The sequence below is a fragment of the Micromonospora sp. NPDC005163 genome (assembly GCF_053599835.1).
Map to the genome: position 1 here is coordinate 25887 of NZ_JBSFYP010000056.1, position 18923 is coordinate 44809.

Consider the following 18923-nt stretch of genomic DNA (forward strand, 5'->3'; position numbering starts at 1 on the left):
CGGCGCGGCTCACAACCCCCTGATTACCCAGCGGTAACAGACGGGCGACCGAACGGTGGCAGGGCGTCACGAAGTGTCGAGCCCTCCACGTGCAGAGTGGTCTGAAGTGCCGACAAAGCCGGCATATGCCCACTACAGGGCGACGGAGAGTCACAATCACATCGACCGATTACAATCAGGTAACAGATGTAAAGTGCGCAGGTCGTGGCCGCTGCGTGGGCGTCCGAGACGGGTACCCCCGTCACGCGACGAAGGGGTGGACCGCATCGCGGTCCACCCCTTCGTCGTACTTCCGGTCGTACGCGCGTCAGCGCTGCTCCACCTCGCCGGGAGCCGGGCGCTGGGTCGGCACCGTCGGGTCCTCGGACTTCCAGTTCGTCGATGCCGGCGGAATCTCGTCGGTCAGTGGACCGCCCTCCCGCTCGGACTCGTCGTCCCGCACCGCCGGCTGGTCCACCCGGGTCGGCGTCGGGTCCTCCACGGGCACCGGGTCGGCCCGGTGGCGCGCCTCGCCCGCCGGCACAGCCCCGCCTCGGCGGGCCACCAGCAGACCGGCGACGATCAGCAGCAGAGCCAGCACGGCCACGCCGATCGGGGCCCACACGCCGAGGATGGTGAGCTGACCGCGGCTCTCGTTGGCCCGCTCCACCGAAGCCTCGATGGTGGCGTCGTTGTAGGTGAAGTCGGCCTTGAGCAGCGAGATCGGGGTGCCGACGTCCGGCACCAGGGCCTTGCTCTGCACCTCCCGCACCTTGACGTACGACCCGGTGACCGGGTCGACCCAGAGCGTCCGGGTGTTGCTGTAGGTCATCGTGCCCTGGGTCGCGCCGGGGGCGAGGGCCCCCAGCAGCAGGCCGATCCGGTCGGCGGCCAGGTTCAGCTGCTGGTCGGTGATCACCTGCTCGAACCGGTACGCCTCGAGCCCGTTGACGTCCTCCGTGCCCTTGAACTCGGCCGGCAGCGCCTTCCGCAGATCACGGTCGAAGACGTCGTAGCTCCGCTTCTCGGTGTTGAACGGGAACTTGTAGACCTGGCCGGCGAACGTCACCTTCTCCCGCGTGCCGGTGTCGTCCAGGTACTGACCGTCCCAGTCCACGGCGGCACCGGAGACCCGGTCCAGCGCCAGCGTGGCACCGTACGCGTTGACCAGTTCCTTGGTGTCCGTCCGGTCGACCGTCTGACCGACCGTCCAGACCACCGTGTCGCCTTCGAGGTCGCCACTGAGGTTGGCGGTCTGCTCGCGGTTGGGCGTGACCAGGACGGTGGACTTGAGGTCACCCTGGTTGATGGCGATGGCGCCGTTGGCGATTTGAAGGAAGGTCGCACCCTTCGCCTCGGCGACGGACGTCGACGCCTCCAAATCGTAGGGCAGCTTGGTCATCGCGGGCTTGACGACGAACACCAATCCGGCGGCCAACGCCAGGAGCAGTACGCCGCCACCGAACAGCACGGCACCTATGGCGCGGTGCTTCATGTTTCCTCCCTGGAGGAGCTAATTTCGCCGCTATCGATCAGTGATGTGGCCGCGAGGTTACTACCTGGTCACATCGCAACGCGACCCCCGGTCAGCTCTGTTTTTCCGCCGCGCCGCCCGGTTCCGGACCGGTGCGCCGCAGGACGAGCACGAAGTTCCAGGCCACGATCTCCCGTACGCCGGGCACGCGGATCACCCAGCGGGCCCACCACGGGTGGTAGCGCGGTAGCGCCTCGAGCACCTCGACGTCGCGGCTGCCGCGGGCCCAGCGCAGGGCGTCCGAGATGGACACCGGGAAGAGCGTCTCGAGGTAGCGGTTCTTCGGCGGTCGGCCAGTTTTCCGCTGGTAGCGCCGCCGGGCCCGGTCGCCGCCGAGGTAGTGCCAGGGGGCCGTCTCGTGCCCGCCCCACGGTGACAGCCACGGGGTGAACGACACGAAGAGCACGCCACCGGGACGGGTCACCCGGGCCATCTCGTCCAGCATCCGGGTCGGCTCGGAGACGTGTTCCAGCACGTTCGAGGAGAACGTCACGTCCACGCTGGCGGACCGGACCGGCAGGGCGGTGCCGCTGCCCCGCAGCATGCCGGCGACGGACTCCCCGGCGGCGGAGAAGTCGCCGACGTCCGGGTCGAGGCCCACGTAACGGGCACCGGCGTCCCGGAAGGCGGAGGCGAAGTAGCCGGGACCGCCGCCGACGTCGAGCACGGTCCGCCCGGCGAGCGCGGTGTAGCCGGACACCTGACGTACCGAGTCCCCGGCCAGCAGGCCGTAGAAGTGGTCCGGGTCGGTCTGCTCGACCAGGAACGCCCGGAACAGCGTCACCGAGCGGCCCAGCGTGGCGAACCGGCGGCGGTCCGCCGGGCCAGCGATCCCGTCTGCTGTGGTCATCGCGCCACCGTCCCGTCCTCGTCCTGATCCGTGGGGCCGGCCGCGTCCGGCCCACCGTCGTTCGTCTGCGGAGACGGGTCCGTCGCCGCCTCGCCCGCGCCCGCAGGTACGAGTCGCTCGGCGGGCGTGCCGGGAGCCGGGATCACCGCCGCGGTGACCGCGGCGACCGCGACCAGCATCGCCGCCTGCACCCACGGGCCGTACGCCCACTCCTGCCCGTGGCCCTGCAACCGGCCCGTTACCGCGGTCACCGTGGCGACCGTCAGCCCGCCGAGCACCACCACCGGCAACGCCCGGATGGCGAGCTGCCGCAGCAGCATCGCGGCCAGCACGATGGCCACCGGCAGCACCCCGCCCAGGGCGGCGAGCAGCACCACCAGCAGGACGCCGATCGCCCACGCCGGGCCCTCGGCCGGAATCGTCCGGTCCACCCCGGCGCGGCGGCGGACCGGCCATGCGGCCAGCAGGAGCACCACCAGCGCGGCGAACGCGCCCGCCGCCAGAGCGCCCCGGTACGTCCGGTCCGGCGCGAAGACCAGCCGGACCTCCGCGGCGTCACCGGCCGGCAGCACCCATGCCTGCTGCCAGCCGTCCACCCGGGTCGTGGTCAGTTTTCGACCGTCCAGCGTGGCCGTCCAGCCGGCGTTGGCGTTCTCCGGCACCACCAGCAGCGCCGCACCGCCGGCGGCCACCCGCACCCGGCGGTCGGTCGGGTCCCAGTCGAGCGTGGTCACCGCACGGTGCCGGGGTGCCGGCACCGCCGCCTCCGGGCGCAGCGTGGCGTCCTGCACCAGGAAACCGGCCGACGGTGCGGTCGCGAGCTGGTGCCCTCCGGCCGGGAGGTCCACCACCGCCCCCGTGGAGCCGCAGATCGTCACCGGTGCCGGCCGCCCGGCCAGCACGTCGGCGAGCGTGGTGGTCACGGACGTCTCGTAGCGGTAGCCGTCCAGTTCCACGGCCGGGCCGGTGCCGCACCTCTCGGTGACCCGGGTGCCGCCGGAAAGCGGGCGGAGCAGGTCGTCCAGCGCCGGAATCTCCACCTCGGCGATCCCGGCGGTGGCGGTCCAGCCGTTACCGCGCCGGTCGGCGGTCCGCGCGGCGGTCTCCCGGACCACGATCTCGATCCGGTCCGTCCGGACCGCCGGGAAGCGGACCGTTCCGTCCGCGCCGACCGGCAGCACCAGGCTGCGGCCCGGGGTCCGTACCTCGACCTGGGTGGGCAGCGAGCCGACCGGCAACTCCGCGGGCCGCAGCCGCACCTCGGCGAGGCGTCGCTGCCTGGGCCACCGCAGCCGCAGCGTGGGGCGCAGGTCGCCGGTGTCCGCCAGCCAGGCCGTCCCCGGATCGCCGTCGACGGCCGCGTAACCGGCGACGGCCGGATCGCCGGTCAGGTACGAGGAGACGGTGGCCACCACCGGCACCCCGATCAGGGTGAGCTGACCGGCCGGCCGTGGCACGGCGGTGAGCGCCAGCCGGTAGCTGCCCGGGGTGGTGCTGCGGAACACCCGGTCGACGCCGAGCGGTTCCTCGCCGGCGCGGGCCAGGAAGCGGTCGCACCGTACGACCGCTCCGGCCGGCCGGGTCCCGGTGCCACCCGCCGACCCGTTCCCCGTCCCCGCCGCGTCCGAACCGGCACCGGGAGCGGAGGTCGGGAAGCAGGCGGGCCGGTCGCCCGAGCCGCGGCTGAACGACCAGGCCACCGGACCACCGAACCCGTTGGGCAGGTCGTTCGGCGCCCTGAGCGCCCGACGGGCGGTGGTGCCGGGGATGGCGAGTTCCCGGATGCCGACCCCGCCGTCGCGCCGTTCCCCGGCGACGGCCAGCACCGTGACCCGTACCCGGCTGGTCGATCCGGGCAACGTGTAGTACGAGTGGCCACCCAGCGTGTCGGCCACCTCGTGGTCCACCGAGCCCCGGTCGGTGGTGATCCGGAACCGGGTCACCGGCCAGCCGACCCCGAGGTCGTCGACGAACGCCAACGACACGGTCTCCACCGCACGCGGGGTGTCCAGGTCCACCTGGAGCCACTGGCCGACCGGCCCGGCCAGCGGCGCCGAGTGCCACGCGGTGGAGTACTCGCCGTCCACGGCGGCGAACGGCAGGTGCGACGGGTCGGCGGCGGCGAGGTTGTCCACGAAGCTGGTCGCGGTGCTCACGCTGACCTCCCGCACCCCCTGGTAGGTGGCGATGGTCTGGTGCCGCTTGCCGGGGAACGGCAGCAGGTCGAGGGCGACCCGGCCCTGCCGGCCGGCCTCGGTGGCGGTCAGCGTCTGGCTGACGTTGTCCCGCACCCGGCCGATGTCGCGTTCCCGGCGGCGCAGCCCGTCGGTGACGATCCACCGCTCGTCACCGACCTCGGCGCGGTCCCCGGCCAGCACCACCGGCCGGTCCCGCTCCACCAGCCCCTGTTCGAGCAGGGGCAGCAGGGACTCCGGCCCGCCGCTGACCGTCGGCACGTCGTCGGTGAGCACCGCCGAGGCGACCAGCACCGGTCGCTGCACCTCGTACACCTCGATGGCCGGCACCGGGCCGGCGTCGTCGTCCATCGGGCTGCCCGGCGTGCGACCGGGAGCGGTGGTGGTCCCGAAGGTCGCCACCCGGGCGATGCCCGGCGATCCGGTCAGCGCACGGCGCAGCACCGCGACCGGTGGGGCGTCCACCTGACTCCGGTCGATGTCGTTGCGCAGCAGCACGTGCCGGAAGCCGGCACGGGCCAGGAAGTCGGCCAGCCCGGCCGACCCCCGGCCGCCGGCCAGGACGGTCTCGACGGTGTCCATCACCCGGGTGTTGCCGGCCGAGCCGAGCGGGATCTGGTTCCGCACCGCCCAAGGCGCTCCGGCGAGCGCCTGGAGCGGCTCGTCGACCGTCCGCCCCCACTCGTACTGGCCGAAGCCGGACCCGGGCACCATCAGCGTCCGGGCCAGCGCGTCCCGGTCGGCCAGCCACGTGGCCGCGGACCGCCAGTGCGGCGGCAGGTCCGACCAGCCCGGCCCGGGCCGCAGCTGGCCCAGCCAGGCCGGCGCGGCCGCGCCCAGCACCAGCAGCAGCACCGGTACGAGCGCCAGCGGCCGCAGCCGGACACCGGGGCGGCGCCGAGCGGCGGCGTTGTGCAGCCGGGTGACCACCGCGTCCACACCGTGCGCGAACCCGAGCATCAGCGGCAGCCGCAACATCGGGTCCAACTTGTGCACGTTGCGCAACGGGGCCAGCGGACCGTCCAGCAGCTCCCGGACCGGCCCCGAGAGCGGGCTGTCCAGGCTGCCGACGTAGCCCATGGTGAGCAGGGTCAGCCCGGTCAGGAAGCCGAGCACCAGGAAACGCCGCTCGGGCAGCAGGTTGCCGGCCAGCCCGGCCAGCCCGATCAACGCGACCAGCGCGGTCAGCGCCATCAGCGCCGGGTGGTCGATCAGCAGCCAACCGGCCGGCCACCACGGATCACCCTGGACGATGTACGCCACCCACTGGTTGGTGCCCCGAACGGCCTGGAAGAGCGACGCCACCGCCGTGGTCGTGGTGGACGACTCGATGTAGTCCAGGAACGGCAGGCTGTACTCGCCGAGCAGCAGCAGCGGCACGATCCACCACAGGCAGACCGCGGCGACGCTCAGGCACCACCAGCCGACCAGGCGCAGGTGGGCTCGGTCCCAGCGTCGGGTGAGCAGCCAGATCCCGGGCAGCAGCAGGGCCAGCACGACCACCGCCGCGTTGATCCCACCCATGCCGAGCACGGCCAGCGCGGAGAGCGCCGCGGCCCGGCGTGGCGAGCCGATGCGGCGGACCAGCACGAGCGGCAGCAGCACCCACGGCAGGAGCGCCGCGGCGAGCGTCTCCGAGGAGAGCGCGCCGATCTCGGTGAGCATCCGGGGCGCCAGCGCGTAGCCGAGCGCGGCCGCGTACCGGGTCGGTTCGGTGCCGATGTTCAACGCCCGGGCGAGCCGGAGCAGCCCGTAGAACGCGACCGCCAGCAGGAGCGCGGTCCAGGCCCGCTGCGTGACCCACGACGGTACGCCCAGCAGCTGCCCGCCCGCGAAGAACGGCCCCATCGGGAAGAGGTAGCCGTACGCCTGGTTCTGCAGTTCGCCGGAGGTCGCCTCCGGGTTCCACAGGTGCAGCGCGCGGGTCAGGAAGTGGATCGGGTTCGCGGCCAGGTCGAGCTTGGTGTCGAAGGTGACCTGGCCGGGCCGCTGCCCGAAGGCGATCGCGGTGAGCAGCAGCAGCGACAGCGCGGTCCAGGGCGCCGAGCGCACCGGCCGGGGGACGCGCGGCCGGATCATCGGCGGCACTCCGGGGGCAGGCAGCTCAGGTCGGCGAGCGCGGAGAAGAAGATCTGCCGGATGCCGCTGGGCTGCTCGGTACGGAACACCCGCCCGCCGGCCACCTTGACGATCGCGGTCAGCTCGTCCGGGTCGACGTCCCGGCCCAGCCCGATGAAGATGATCGGCAACGGCTTGCGGGGGTCCTGCAACCGGGTCAGCTCGGCGAGGAACTTCGACCGGCCGATGCTGTCCTCGTCCTCGTTCCGCCCGTCGGTCATGACCAGCACCAGGTTGATCCGGCCGGGCGTCCAGTGCTGCCGGGCGTCCCGGTACGCGGCCAGCGTCGTGTCGTACAGCCCGGTGCCCCCACCGGTCTTGACCCGGACGGCGGCGAGCCGATCGGCCAGCCGGGCCCGCTGGGCGCGCAGCGGGGCGACGGGCAGGATCTCCCGGTAGTCCCGGCCCCCGTCCACCTTGGTGGAGAAGACCCAGATCCCCAGCTCGCTGTTGTCCAACAGCAGACCGGCGCCCTCCTGGGCGGCCTTGACGGTCGCCCCGAGCCGGGTCTCGCCGGTGCCGGGCACCGGAGCCGCCATCGAGCCGGAGACGTCGATGACGGTGAGGATCCGGGCGCTGCGCTGCACGCCGCTCCAGCCGTTCAACACCTCGGTGACCGCCTCCTCGGCGGGCAACGGCACCGGGCTGCGCTCCTCCGCCCGCAGTCGGCGGTCGTCGGGAATGGCCGGCGGGAAGCCCGCCGCCGTCCGGAAGCCGAACCCGAGCAGCGCGTCCCGGGACTCGACCGTCAGCAGGTTGGCCAGGAAGCCCGCGGCCGCCTCCCGGACCTGGCCGCGGGCGGCGGGCAGCACCACGTACGGCAGGTCCAGCGACGGGACGCCGATCTCCGGGTACGCGGCGACCAGCTTGTTGGAGCCGGCCAGCGCGTTGTGGTCGAGCACGGCCTTCTCGCTGGCCGCCACCGCCTGGGCCTTACCGGCCAGCCCGCCCCCGGGTGCCAGCACGCCCCCGCCCTCGCCGGCGGGGAACGTCTCACCCGCGAGCCGGCGCAGCACCGCCGCCATCGCGGCGGCCGGTTGCCGCTCACCGGCGACCAGGGCGCGCACGCCGAGCAGCGCCGCGACCCCGGCCGGATCGGCGGCCGGGTCCGGCACTCCCACCGGGGCCGGACGGGCCTTCGGTCCGATCAGCGACGCCCACGTCACCGCCTTCGCCGGCCATCCCAGTCGACGCGCGGCCGGCTCGGTCACCGCGAGCACCACGGGGGTGCTCGCCACCGAGGTGCCCTCGCCCGGCACCTCGAAGGCGCCCCCGGCCCGGGCCCGGCGCAGCCAGAACGTGGACTCCGGCAGCCACGCGTCGGCGACGTCCGCCGCGTTGGCCAGTTCCCCGGCCACGGCGGCGGACTCCCGGGCCTGCACGGCGATCGACACGCACGGTTGCCGACCGACGCTGGCCCGTACGATCCGGTCCAGGGCCGGGGCGATCACCGGCGCGGCGGCCACCCGCAGCTGGACCCGCTCGGCGCACTCCGGCACACCCCGGTCCGCGCGCACGTAGGCCACGGCGGCCCAACCGATCAGCAGCAGCACCAGGGCGGCGCTGAGCAGCACCACCGGGGATCGGCGGAAGAGGGAGCGCACCGGCGCGAGCCCGTCGCGCAACACCGCCGGCCACCTCCTCGTCACGTACCGGCGCGTCCGTGCGCAGGTCGGAATCCATCGCGCCCGCCGGGCGGCGTCACCTGGACGCCGGCCGTCACGCGCGGTTGCGCTGCACACCCTGCCAAGCTTTTCCGCCGCCGGCAAACCCCCGATCGACGAGCGGTTATCCGATCTTCGCTGCCGGTGCGACCCATTGCGCCCACGGGCCGGGCCGCCCTAGGGTGGCGCGATCGTGCTCACTTACTCATCGGTAGGAGCAGCGTGGACCCCTCCGGCACCCCCACACGCCACGTCCTGTTCCTCAACTGGCGCGACACCACCAACCCGGAAGGCGGCGGCTCCGAGGTCTACCTCGAGCGGATCGCCGCCGAACTGGTCGCCATGGGCCACCGGGTGACCCTGCTCTGCGCCGCGCACGGCAACGCCGGCCCGACGGACACCACCGCCGAGGGCGTACGCGTGCTGCGGCGCGGTTCCCGGCACACCGTCTACGCCCGGGCCGCTCTGACCTGTCTCGCCGGCCGGTTCGGCCTGGGCCCGCTCGGCCGGCGCGGTCTCGGCCGGCCCGACCTGGTGATCGACGTCTGCAACGGCGTGCCGTTCTTCGCCCCCCTGTACGCCGGCCGACCGGTGATCGCGCTGGTGCACCACGTGCACCGGGAGCAGTGGCCGGTCGTCTTCGGCCCGTGGATGGCCCGGCTCGGCTGGTGGATCGAGTCGTGGCTGGCCGTCCGGCTCTACCGGCGCTGCCGGTACGTCACCGTCTCCGAGGCCAGCCGCTCCGAGTTGGCCGCGCTCGGGGTCGCCGCCGAGCGGATCGACGTGGTGCCCAACGGCACGCCGCCGGTGACCGGACCGCCGTTGCCGCGCACGCCACACCCGTCGCTGCTGGTGCTCGGCCGCCTGGTCCCGCACAAGCGGGTGGAGATCGCCCTGCGCGCCGTCGCCGAACTCGTCGGTGAGCTGCCCGACCTGGAGCTGGTGGTGGCCGGTCAGGGCTGGTGGGAGCAGCCGCTGCGGGAGTTGTGCGACTCGCTCGGCATCGCCGACCGCGTCCGGTTCACCGGCTTCATCAGCGAGGAGGAGAAGCACGCCGTGCTCTCCTCGGCCTGGGTGGCGCTCACCCCGTCGCTGAAGGAGGGCTGGGGGCTCACCATCGTCGAGGCCGCCGCGCGCAGCACCCCGACGGTGGCCTTCCGCTACGCCGGCGGCGTCGCCGAGGCGATGGTCGACACCGAAACCGGCCTGCTCGCCGACGACGAGGCCGAGTTCACCGCCCAGGTCCGCGAACTGCTCGCCGACGACGTGCGGCGCAAGGCGATGGGTGAGGCGGCGCTGCACCACGCGTCCCGCTTCACCTGGACGGCGACCGGGGCCCGCTTCGCCCAACTGGTGGCCCAGGCGACGGGCCGGGCCGGCTGACCCGAGCACCACGAAAGGGCGCCCGCGACCAGCGGGCGCCCTTTCGTCGTCTGACTTAGCGCGTGCCGTACAGCGGAGGCTCGGCGCCCTGCTCACCATTGACGTTGGTGGTGGCAGCCTCCTTGGCGGACGGGCTGAGCACATTCGCCAGACCGACGCTACCGAGCAGGCCGAGCACGACCCCGAGCACCCCGACGGCGACGAACGCGGGCAGGTTCCTCATCCACCTTCTCCTTCCGCGGGACTCGCGTGCCGGGACGCTACCACGCGGTAGCGTGCCCGCGCAGCGCCCGAAAAACCGATGGCCAGCACCACCGTTCCGGCGAGCAGGTGGGCCAGCCCGACCGGCCCGGGCCGGGTCGGCGCGGGCGGCGGAGACCAGCGCGGATTCTCGTACAGGGTCAGCTCCGGTCCATCGTGGACGATCCGCAGTCCGGCCAGGGCCGTCGGAGGCGGCGGCGGTCCCGCCGCCCGCTGGACCAGCACCCAGCGGGCGCCGGCCGCCGAAACCGGCGTCCCGGCGTCGAGGAGTTCCCGCACCCGCTCGGCGCGCGGGTCCTCGCCGGCCACCGCCAGCCCACCCACCCGCAGTGTGTCGTCGATCAGCACCGGCACACCGAGGTACCGGGGCGCCGGATCGATCACCACCTGGTCCCGGTTCCACCCGTAGCGCTGGTACTCCTGGAACGGCAGCGAGATCACCTCACCGGGCCGCTGCTCGACCAGCCGGGCCACCTTGGTCCAGTCCGCCGGCCAGGCCACCGGTCGGAGCCGACCCGCCGCACCGAACGCCAGGTCGGGCAGGAGCGCCACCGGCAGCAGCGCGGCACCGACCAGCAGCACCCGCCCGGTGGCCGGGTCGAAACGGGCGGCCAGCCGGTCGGCGAGGCGTTCCGCGCCGACCGCGGCGGCCACCGCCAGGGCCAGCGCGTACGGGATGAGCAGCTTCTGGCCGTCCCGGACCAGCCCCGCTCCGGGCAGGGTCGCGACCAGCCAGCCGAGCAGGTCCGCGCCGCCGGGCAGCGCGCCGAGCGCCGCCACAAGCCAGGAACCGACGGCGAGCAGGCCGAGCCGGCCGGTCACCGGGGCGGGCCAGCGCCGGCGCAGCAGCGGTACGCCGAACCCGGCGACGGCCAGCACCAGCACGGTGACCAGTGGCACCAGCAGCGCGCCCCGGGAGGCGGGCGTGGTCTGCCCGTTCCAGATGCCGCCGGTACCGGCGAGCGCCACCAGCGGCCCGGCCCAGTTCTCCGCCCGCGCCGCGAAGGCCAGCACGCCCGCCGGGTCGGATTTCCCGCTGCCGGTGCTCGCGAACCCGGCGACCAGCCACGGCGCGTTGAGCAGCACCGTCGCGCCCAGCGCGGTCGAGGCCGCCCGGGCCGCCCCCGGATACCGGCCGGGCAGCAGCACCGCGATCGCCACCAGCGCGATCACGCCGCCGCTCGGGGTGAGCGCGGACGCCGCCGCGGCGAGCAGCAGCCGCGGCAGCGCGCCGGGCCGGCCGGTCCGTACCCCGATCGCCGCCCGGACCAGCCAGGGCAGCGCGGCGTACGCGACCAGCAGCCCCCACTGGCCGACGAGCAGCCGCTCGGCCAGGTACGGCGTCCAGGCGTACCCGAGGGCGGCCACCACCCGCACCGCGACCCGTTCGGTCGGCACCAGCCGGGCCGCGCCGAGGGCCGCGAGGTAGAGGATCGCGACCAGCACCAGCCGTTGCAGCAACCAGCCCGGCACCAGCTGGTTGGCCAGCGCCACCACGGCGTCCTGCGGGACGGCCCGGGGCAGCGCCGAGGCCGGAGCGATCACCTCCCAGCCAAGCGCCTGCCGGGGCACGAAGACCATGTCGTAGCGGAGCACGTATCCGGGGAGCAGCAGCGGCGCGAGGACCACCGCCGTGACGGCGGCGGCGACACCGTGCGGCACCAACCGTTCGCGCATTTCGTCGACCCCACCCCGGTCCGGCGCGAGCACCCGTCGCGCTGGTGGCGGCCACTGTACGCGGACCGCCGTCGGCCCCTGAACCATCCGTTGACCTGATGGGGCCACCCGTCACCGGTGTGGCAGTCTTCCCGCCATGGCATTGACCGGATCCGAGGTGGACGCGGCGCGTGGCGAGACCGGCGAGGCCGGCGGACGGGTACGCGTCGATCCGATCCGACCCCTGGCCGTCACGATGATCGTGGTCAGCGTGCTGTGGCGGGCGCAGATCGCCTCCCGCGGCTACCTCGCGGCCGACGACTACGTGCTGGTCACGCAGTCCACCGAATCGGCCCTCACCCCGGATTTCCTGCTCAGCCTCTACAACAACCACTTCATGCCGGGCGGACGGCTGCTCACCTGGCTGGTCACCGACGCCTTCGGGCTCACCTACTGGCCGTACGTGCTGTTGATGGCCGCCGGTCAGGCGGTGCTCTCCGTCGCGTTCTACCGACTGCTGTGGGACCTGCTGCGACCGAGCCGCCTGCTGCTCGTCCCGCTCGGGATGTTCCTGTTCAGCCCGCTGACTCTGGAGGCCACCTCGTGGTGGGCGGTGGGCGCGAACATGCTGCCCATGGAGCTGAGCATGGTGCTCGCCCTCGGTGCCCAGCTCAGGTACGTCCGCACCGGTCGCAAGCGCCACCTGCTGTCGCTGGTCCTCTCCGTGCTGCTGGGTCTGCTGTTCTTCGAGAAGGCGCTGCTGGCCGTACCCCTGGTCTTCCTCTTCACCGTCTGCTTCTTCACCGACGGCGGTCCGGTCCGCTCGGTGCTGACGGCGCTGCGCCGCTGGTGGCCGTCCTGGCTGGTGCTGACCGCGCTGGTCGGCGCGTTCGCCGCGGTCTACCTGGGGCGCGCCGAGTCGTCCGTACGCCGGCCGGAGTCGGTGGAGGAGGTGCTGTCGTTCTTCACCCAACTCTTCGGTTCCACGCTCGTGCCCGGACTGTTGGGCGGCCCCTGGGGCTGGCTTGGCGCGGGAGACGGGTCGCCGGTGGTCGCACCGCCCGACCTCGGTCGCTGGATCGCCTGGGCGGTCTTCGCCGCGCTGATCGTGCTGACCGTGAAGCGGGACCGCCGGGCCACCCGGGCCTGGGTGCTGCTCGGCAGCTACCTGATCCTCGTCACGGCGCTGCTGGCGGCCACCCGGCTCGGCTCGGTCTTCTCCGGCGTCGCGGGCGGGGTACCCCGCTACGTCAGCGACGCCGTGGTGGTGGCCGCCCTCTGCGTCGGCGTGGCCCTCGTCGGGATCGCCCGATCAACGCCCTCCGGCGGCGAGCCGACCGACAACGAGTCAACTCCGCCCGCGGGGTCTCCGGCACCGCCCGCCGACGCGGAGCCGGCCGCGGCGCTGAGCGGGGTGGCGCCCAGGGCGCCGCGCTCGGAGCCGTCGCCGGCCGCACCGCGCTCCGTGGTCGCGGCCCACTCGTCCCGGGCCGGTGTGATCCACGCCGAGGCCCCGGACGACCCGGACCCCGGCCCGGCCGGCGAACCGACGACCGAGCCGGACACCCCACTCGACCCGGAGCAGGCAGCGGAGCCCCGGCCGACGGCAGGGCCGAGGCCCCCGGCGGAGCGCGCGCCGGAAACCACCGCGGCGTCCCCGGCCAGTCGAGGCGAGCGGCGGCCGTCAACGCCCCCACCGCCGGACTGGCTGGGGCCGGTGCCCGAGCGGTACCGCGAGGTGGTGACGGCTGGTCTGGCGCTGCTGCTGGTGGCCGCGATGTTCGGCACGGTCTGGACCACGTCGCGCTACGGCGACGAGTGGGCGAAGAAGTACGGCCGGTCCTACCTCGACACGGCCCGGATCGAGCTGGCCAGCGCCCCGCCCGGCACCGTCTTCTTCGACACGCCGCTCCCGAGCGAAGTCCTGTCGAATCTCTCCTGGCCGTACAACTACCAGTCCCGGTTCTTCGCGGCCGCCGGCTCGCGTCCGGAGTTCGTGACCGAGACGGAGAACGCCTCGATCCTGGACGGCCTCGGGCGGGTGCAGGTGGCCACCATTCAGGGCAGCAGCATCGTTCCGGGTCCGCAGGAGGGCTGCGGTTACCTGGTGACGCCCGGCCAGACCGTCCGGATGCCGCTGGACAAGCCACGGCACCACTGGGACTGGATCGTCCGTATCGGCTACCTGAGCTCGACCGATGGCATGGCCGTGCTGCGGTTCGGGCAGGGCAGCCACACGTTCCCGATCAAGAGGGGCCTGAACCAGCGCTTCTTCGAAATCACCGGCGGTGACGACGCGGTGGAGCTGACGGTGACCGGCTCGGACCTGACGCTCTGCACGAACGAGATCACCATCGGCGACCTGGTGCCGAAGCCCGAGTGACCACCGAAGAGCCCCGGCTGGTGGCGGAGGTGACCCGGCCCGACGCGGCGAAGCGCCCGGCCCGCGACAAGGGGGTCGTACGGCTCGGTGTCGCGGGCGCGGCCGTCACCGCCGCCACCATGCTGACCAACGGCCTGGCCTACCTGGTCCCCATGCTCGGTGCCCGGCAACTGACCGCCTCCGACCTCGGCGCGCTGGCCACGGTGCTCGCGCTCGGCGCCATCGCGGCAGTGCCCGGGTTCGGCCTGCAGATCGCGGTGGCGGCCCACCGCGCCAGGTGGGGGTCCAGCGGGACGACACGACTGGCGCTGCGTACCGCCGCGTTCACCGCCGGGGTGACCCTCGCCGCGGCACCGGTGCTCACCCTGGCGCTCCGGCTTCCGGTCGCACTGACCCTGCTGCTCGCCCCGACCACCTTCGCCACTGTGCTGGCCGGTCGCTGGCTCGGCGAGCTTCAAGGTGACCAGCGGTTCCTGCGGCTCTCGGGCGCGATGACCGGGCTCGCCGCCGGGCGTTACGGCGGGCTCATCGTCGGGCTCACCCTCGGGTGGGGACCGGTCGGCTCCCTGCTGCTCGGCATGCTCGCCGGCTTCCTCGTCCTGCCGCTGCTGGCCCGGCTCGCCGCCCCCGGCAGCACGGCCGTCAGCGGTGCCGCCCCTGAGCCGAGGGTCGCGCCCACCCCTGCCGGCGAGCAGGACCGCACACTGAGCGGCCGGCAGGTGCTGACAGCGTGCGGCGCCACCCTGGCGATGCTCGTCATCTCGTACGCCGACCTGATCCTCGCCCGCCAACTCCTACCGGCCACCGGCTCCGGCGGCTACGCGGTCGGGTCGGTGCTCACCAAGGGCGCGCTCTGGGCGCCGCAGGTGGTCACGCTGCTGGTGCTGCCGAGGTTGGCGTGGGGCGACCGGAGGGCTCGCGCGCTCGCGTTGGCGCTGATCGTGGCCTGCGGTGCGGTGCTGGTGACCGCCGCCACCCTCGCCGGTGGGCTGGCCTTCCGGCTGGTGGGCGGCGCGGACTACCTGCACCTGGCCGGCGCGGCCCCGCTCTTCGCCGCCACCGGCGCTCTCTACGCGGTGGTGTTCATGCTGGTCAACGACCGGGTGGCGACCGGTGCCCGATGGCCGGCCGCGCCGCTCTGGGTGGCCACCGCCGGCCTGGTCGGGGCGGCCCTGCTGGTGGCGCCGCGCACGGTCGAGGGCGTGCTCAGCTGCGCGCTGGTCACCGCCGCGCTGACCGCCGCCGTGATGATCTGGCTGACCGTTCGCCGTACCCGCGGCGGACCCCGGAAGACCGGCCACCGGTGGCCGAGGGTCAGTCGCCGTCGGCCAGCCAGGCGCCCAGCAGCTGGTGATCGATCGAGTCGACCCGGCCGAGCGGACGACCGGCGGAGACCCGCTCCCGCAGCTCCGCCCGCGTGAACCAGCGGGCCTCCAGCAGTTCCACACCGTCCACCCGGACCTCGTCCGATCCGGCGCTGGCCCGGAAGCCCACCATCAGCCCGGCCGGGAACGGCCACGCCTGCGACCCCTGATAGGCCACGTCCGTCACGGTGATCCCGGCCTCCTCGGCCATCTCCCGCCGGACCGCGTCCTCCAGACTCTCGCCCACCTCGACGAAGCCGGCCAGCGTCGAGTACGCGTCCTGCGCCGCGCCCGCGTGCCGGGCCAGCAGGCAGCGCTCCGGCACACCCGGTTCGTCGGGTGCCACCACCAGCACGATGATCGCCGGTTCGATCCGGGGGAACAGCAGCCGCCCGCACTCCCCGCCGGTGCACGTCCGCACGTGCCCGCCGCCGCCAGCCACAGCAGGCGCTCCGCACGCGCCGCAGTACCGCTGCTGCCGGTGCCAGTGCAGCAACCCCCGCGCGTACGCCTGGACGGCCGCCTCGGCCGGGTCCAGCCGGCCGACCAGTGCGCGTACGTCGACGGCCCGCGCCGCACCGGCCATCTCGACGGCGGACTGCTCGCCGAGCGCGGAGAGGTCCGCGGCGAACACGGCGGCGTCCCCGTCGAGCCCCAGGAATACGGACTCGACCGCGGCGGACCGGACGAGAGACGCCAGCTCCGCGGTCAACCGAACCGGGCCGTTCCCGTCGACGAGACAGCGGTCCCGCCACAGCGGCAGCACCACGGTGGTCGCGTCGGTGAGCAGTGCGCTCAGCCGGGCCGGATCGGTGCGCAACTCACCCGCCCGGTCCAGCCACCCGCCGCCGTACGCCAACACCCGCTCCGCAGTGTTCACAGCGCCACCGTGCCACGTGCGCGGTCCCACGCGGACATCGCCCCCGCCCCGCGCGACACGCCGGGACGACACGCGGTATCGGCACCGGTGGGCGTGCAGCCGACGAGGACGGCCGGGCATTCGTTACCGTAGGTGCCTCCGGGAGGGAGGACCTCCCGCGGCACCTGGCGATCGAGGTTGCAGTGACGCTGTACGGCGAAACAAGTCCACCCGCCGACGACCGGCCCACCGTGCAGGTCACCGCGGTCACCTGGCCCGACAACGGGCCGGGGCAGGTCACGCCACCTCCCATCGGCGAGCCGGAGGGCCGCCGGCGTAGCCCCCGCCGGCTACGGATGCTCCTCGCCGCCGGCGTCACCGGCGGCGTGCTCGCCGCCGTGGCGGGCGCTGGCGCCTGGGCGTACGCCGGGGATGTTCCCCGTGGCACCAGTGTGCTCGGCGCCGAGCTGGGTGGCCGGAGCCGTACCGACGCCCACCGGGAGCTGCGCGCGGAGCTGGACCGGCGGGCGGCGGCCCTCGCCGCGCCCCTGCGGGTCAGCGTCGGGGAGCGCACGGCCGAGATCAACCCCACCGACGTGGGGCTGAACGTCGACGTCGAGGGCACCGTGGCGGCCGCAGCCGAGGCCGACGCGCACCCGGTCAGCCGACTGGTCGGCTCCCGCACCGTCGACCCGGTCGTCACCGTCGACGTGGATCGGCTGGACGTCGCGCTCCGCAAGGTGCTCGGCGACCAGGCCCGCCCGATGACGATGCCGGCGATCACCTACAAGGGCACCACGCCGAAGGTGGTCCAGCCCAAGCCGGGGCTGGCGTTCGACCCGCAGCGTTCCGCCGACGCGGTCCGCGCCGGCTGGCTGACCGGCACCCAGGTCACCGTGCCGCTGGTGGAGAGCCAGCCGGCGACCACCGCCGAGGACTTGGACCGGCTGGTCGCCGAGCTGGCGAAGCCGGCCGTCTCCGCACCGGTCACCCTGCGCACCGATCGCGGCTCGCTGAAGATCCCGCCCGCGGCCATCGCGAAGGGCCTGCGGTTCACCGCCGACAAGGCCGGCAAGCTGACCCCGACGGTGGACGTCAAGCGGCTGCGCTCGGCGCTCGGCGACGACCTGGACGCCATCGAGGTGCCGCCGAAGAACGCGACGATGACCATTTCCGGTGGCCGACCGAAGGTCACCGACGGGCGACCCGGGCAGCAGCTGGACACCGCCACCCTGGGCCGTGATCTGCTCGCCGTGCTGCCGAAGCCGGACGGCCGCGAGGTGACCGGCGAACTGAAGCCGACACCGCCCGAGCTGACCGCGGAGAAGCTGGCCGGTCTCGGCATCAAGGAGCGGGTTTCCACCTTCACCACCCGGTTCACCGGGGGCATGGCCTCGTCGCGCAGCCAGAACATCGCCACGATCGCCAGGGAGGTGGACGGCACGGTCGTGCTGCCGGGAAAGACGTTCTCGCTGAACGGCCACACCGGCGAACGCGGCTACGCGCAGGGCTACCGGGACGCGCCGGTGATCCTGGACGGCAAGCTGGTGCCCGGTGTCGGGGGCGGCACCTCACAGTTCACCACCACGCTGTTCAACGCCACCTACTACGCGGGGCTGGAGGACGTCGAGCACAAGCCGCACTCGTACTGGTTCGACCGGTACCCGGCGGTCATCGAGTCGACCATCTTCTGGCCGAACCTGGACTTCAAGTTCCGCAACAACACCCAGTACGGCCTGCTCATCGACACGTCCTACACGTCGAGCACGATCACCGTGTCGATCTGGAGCACGAAGATCTACGACAGCGTGAAGACGGAGTACGGGCCACGCCGCAACACGACCACGCCGAAGCTCATCCACCTCGAACCCGGCCCGACGTGCATCCCGAGCAACGGCATCAACGGCTTCACCCAGGACGCCTTCCGGGTCATCAAGAAGGGCGGGGCGGTGGTCAAGCGGGAGAAGTTCACCTGGCGCTACAACGCGGAGCCCCGCTACGTCTGCGGCCCGAAGCCGTCCTGAGCGTCGCTGATCCACCGCAGGACCCGGGTGCTGCTGCGCACCGCCGTGACCACGGCCAGCACGCTCACCCGTGAGTAGCCTGGGCGCCATGTCGGAACCCGACGACTACGTCGAGCGCGTACTCGGCGCGCTGGAGTGCTACCAGCGCGCGGTACGGCGGGTGGCGGACGACTTCGCCCGGCGCGGTGCCGTCGTGGAGCCGCTGGACGTGGACCTGGGGGATCTCGACAACCTGCTGGTCCGTTACCGCTGGCGGGGACAGCCGGGCGATGCCCTCCTGGGCAGCCTCCCGGTGACGAGCGACGTCGAGCGGGCCGTCGTCGAGTTGGCAGACCTGTTGCAGGAGAAGGAGTTCGACGAGGGTGACACGGTCTGGCCCGGCTGTGCGGCCGGCGACACCCATCCGCCGACCGCGGCTGTGGTCGACGGTGTCGCCTGCTGGCAGTGCCCGCGGGCCCAGGCGGCTCTCTCCCGGATCGGATAGCGAATGGTGATCGGCAGATTTGGGTGCGGAAATGCGTCAGGGCCACCCCCTGAAGGGGTGGCCCTGACCAATGTTTGTCCGGCGGCGTCCTACTCTCCCACACCCTCACGAGTGCAGTACCATCGGCGCTGGAGGGCTTAGCTTCCGGGTTCGGAATGTGACCGGGCGT

At 73.5% G+C, this 18923-nt stretch carries 12 protein-coding genes and 1 rRNA gene; 5 read left to right on the top strand and 8 right to left on the bottom strand.

Going from position 1 to position 18923, the window contains the following annotated elements; translation table 11 throughout:
• Positions 1-307: 307 nt before the first annotated feature.
• The 4 genes from ACWD6N_RS28805 to ACWD6N_RS28820 form a co-directional block, all read right to left on the bottom strand.
• Entirely contained in the window at positions 308-1474 is a 1167-nt protein-coding gene (locus tag ACWD6N_RS28805) for a DUF3068 domain-containing protein (protein ID WP_387324031.1), read from the bottom strand.
• A 91-nt stretch (positions 1475-1565) separates the two neighbouring features.
• Positions 1566-2363 carry a class I SAM-dependent methyltransferase gene (locus ACWD6N_RS28810; RefSeq protein WP_450005345.1) on the bottom strand — a complete coding sequence of 266 codons (798 nt, stop codon included), beginning with the start codon at positions 2361-2363 and terminating at the stop codon, positions 1566-1568.
• On the bottom strand, positions 2360-6637 hold the full coding sequence (locus ACWD6N_RS28815; protein ID WP_450005347.1) for an alpha-(1->3)-arabinofuranosyltransferase domain-containing protein: 4278 nt from the start codon (positions 6635-6637) through the stop codon (positions 2360-2362). Before ACWD6N_RS28815 ends, ACWD6N_RS28810 begins: the two co-directional genes overlap by 4 nt.
• Complete coding sequence (locus ACWD6N_RS28820) at positions 6634-8304, bottom strand: substrate-binding domain-containing protein (protein WP_387324022.1); 1671 nt, start codon at positions 8302-8304, stop codon at positions 6634-6636. The genes ACWD6N_RS28815 and ACWD6N_RS28820 overlap by 4 nt, the downstream gene beginning before the upstream one ends.
• A 258-nt stretch (positions 8305-8562) precedes the next feature.
• Here ACWD6N_RS28820 and ACWD6N_RS28825 point away from each other — a divergent pair, with 258 nt between their 5' ends.
• Positions 8563-9723 carry a glycosyltransferase family 4 protein gene (locus ACWD6N_RS28825; protein WP_354963329.1) on the top strand — a complete coding sequence of 387 codons (1161 nt, stop codon included), beginning with the start codon at positions 8563-8565 and terminating at the stop codon, positions 9721-9723.
• 55 nt (positions 9724-9778) lie between these two features.
• Here ACWD6N_RS28825 and ACWD6N_RS28830 read toward each other — a convergent pair whose 3' ends face one another.
• Positions 9779-9946: a hypothetical protein gene (locus ACWD6N_RS28830; RefSeq protein WP_158609830.1), complete on the bottom strand. Its 168-nt coding sequence runs from the start codon at positions 9944-9946 to the stop codon at positions 9779-9781.
• Positions 9943-11661 carry a hypothetical protein gene (locus ACWD6N_RS28835; protein WP_387324019.1) on the bottom strand — a complete coding sequence of 573 codons (1719 nt, stop codon included), beginning with the start codon at positions 11659-11661 and terminating at the stop codon, positions 9943-9945. The genes ACWD6N_RS28830 and ACWD6N_RS28835 overlap by 4 nt, the downstream gene beginning before the upstream one ends.
• Before the next feature lie 136 nt (positions 11662-11797).
• Between ACWD6N_RS28835 and ACWD6N_RS28840 the strand changes: the two genes are divergently transcribed.
• On the top strand, positions 11798-14023 hold the full coding sequence (locus ACWD6N_RS28840) for a hypothetical protein (RefSeq protein ID WP_387324016.1): 2226 nt from the start codon (positions 11798-11800) through the stop codon (positions 14021-14023).
• Positions 14020-15444, top strand: coding sequence for a polysaccharide biosynthesis protein (locus tag ACWD6N_RS28845; protein ID WP_387324013.1), 1425 nt, complete (start codon positions 14020-14022; stop codon positions 15442-15444). Before ACWD6N_RS28840 ends, ACWD6N_RS28845 begins: the two co-directional genes overlap by 4 nt.
• On the opposite strand, the gene nudC is transcribed toward ACWD6N_RS28845, so the two are convergent.
• Positions 15338-16267: an NAD(+) diphosphatase gene (gene nudC, locus ACWD6N_RS28850; protein WP_387324010.1), complete on the bottom strand. Its 930-nt coding sequence runs from the start codon at positions 16265-16267 to the stop codon at positions 15338-15340. The genes ACWD6N_RS28845 and nudC overlap by 107 nt on opposite strands.
• 182 nt (positions 16268-16449) lie before the next feature.
• Here nudC and ACWD6N_RS28855 point away from each other — a divergent pair, with 182 nt between their 5' ends.
• Positions 16450-18270, top strand: coding sequence for a VanW family protein (locus ACWD6N_RS28855; protein WP_387324007.1), 1821 nt, complete (start codon positions 16450-16452; stop codon positions 18268-18270).
• 88 nt (positions 18271-18358) lie between these two features.
• Complete coding sequence (locus ACWD6N_RS28860) at positions 18359-18754, top strand: hypothetical protein (RefSeq protein ID WP_354963324.1); 396 nt, start codon at positions 18359-18361, stop codon at positions 18752-18754.
• A gap of 76 nt (positions 18755-18830) precedes the next feature.
• Here the strand turns inward: ACWD6N_RS28860 and rrf are convergent.
• Positions 18831-18923 (bottom strand): 5S ribosomal RNA (gene rrf / locus ACWD6N_RS28865); the annotation flags it as partial.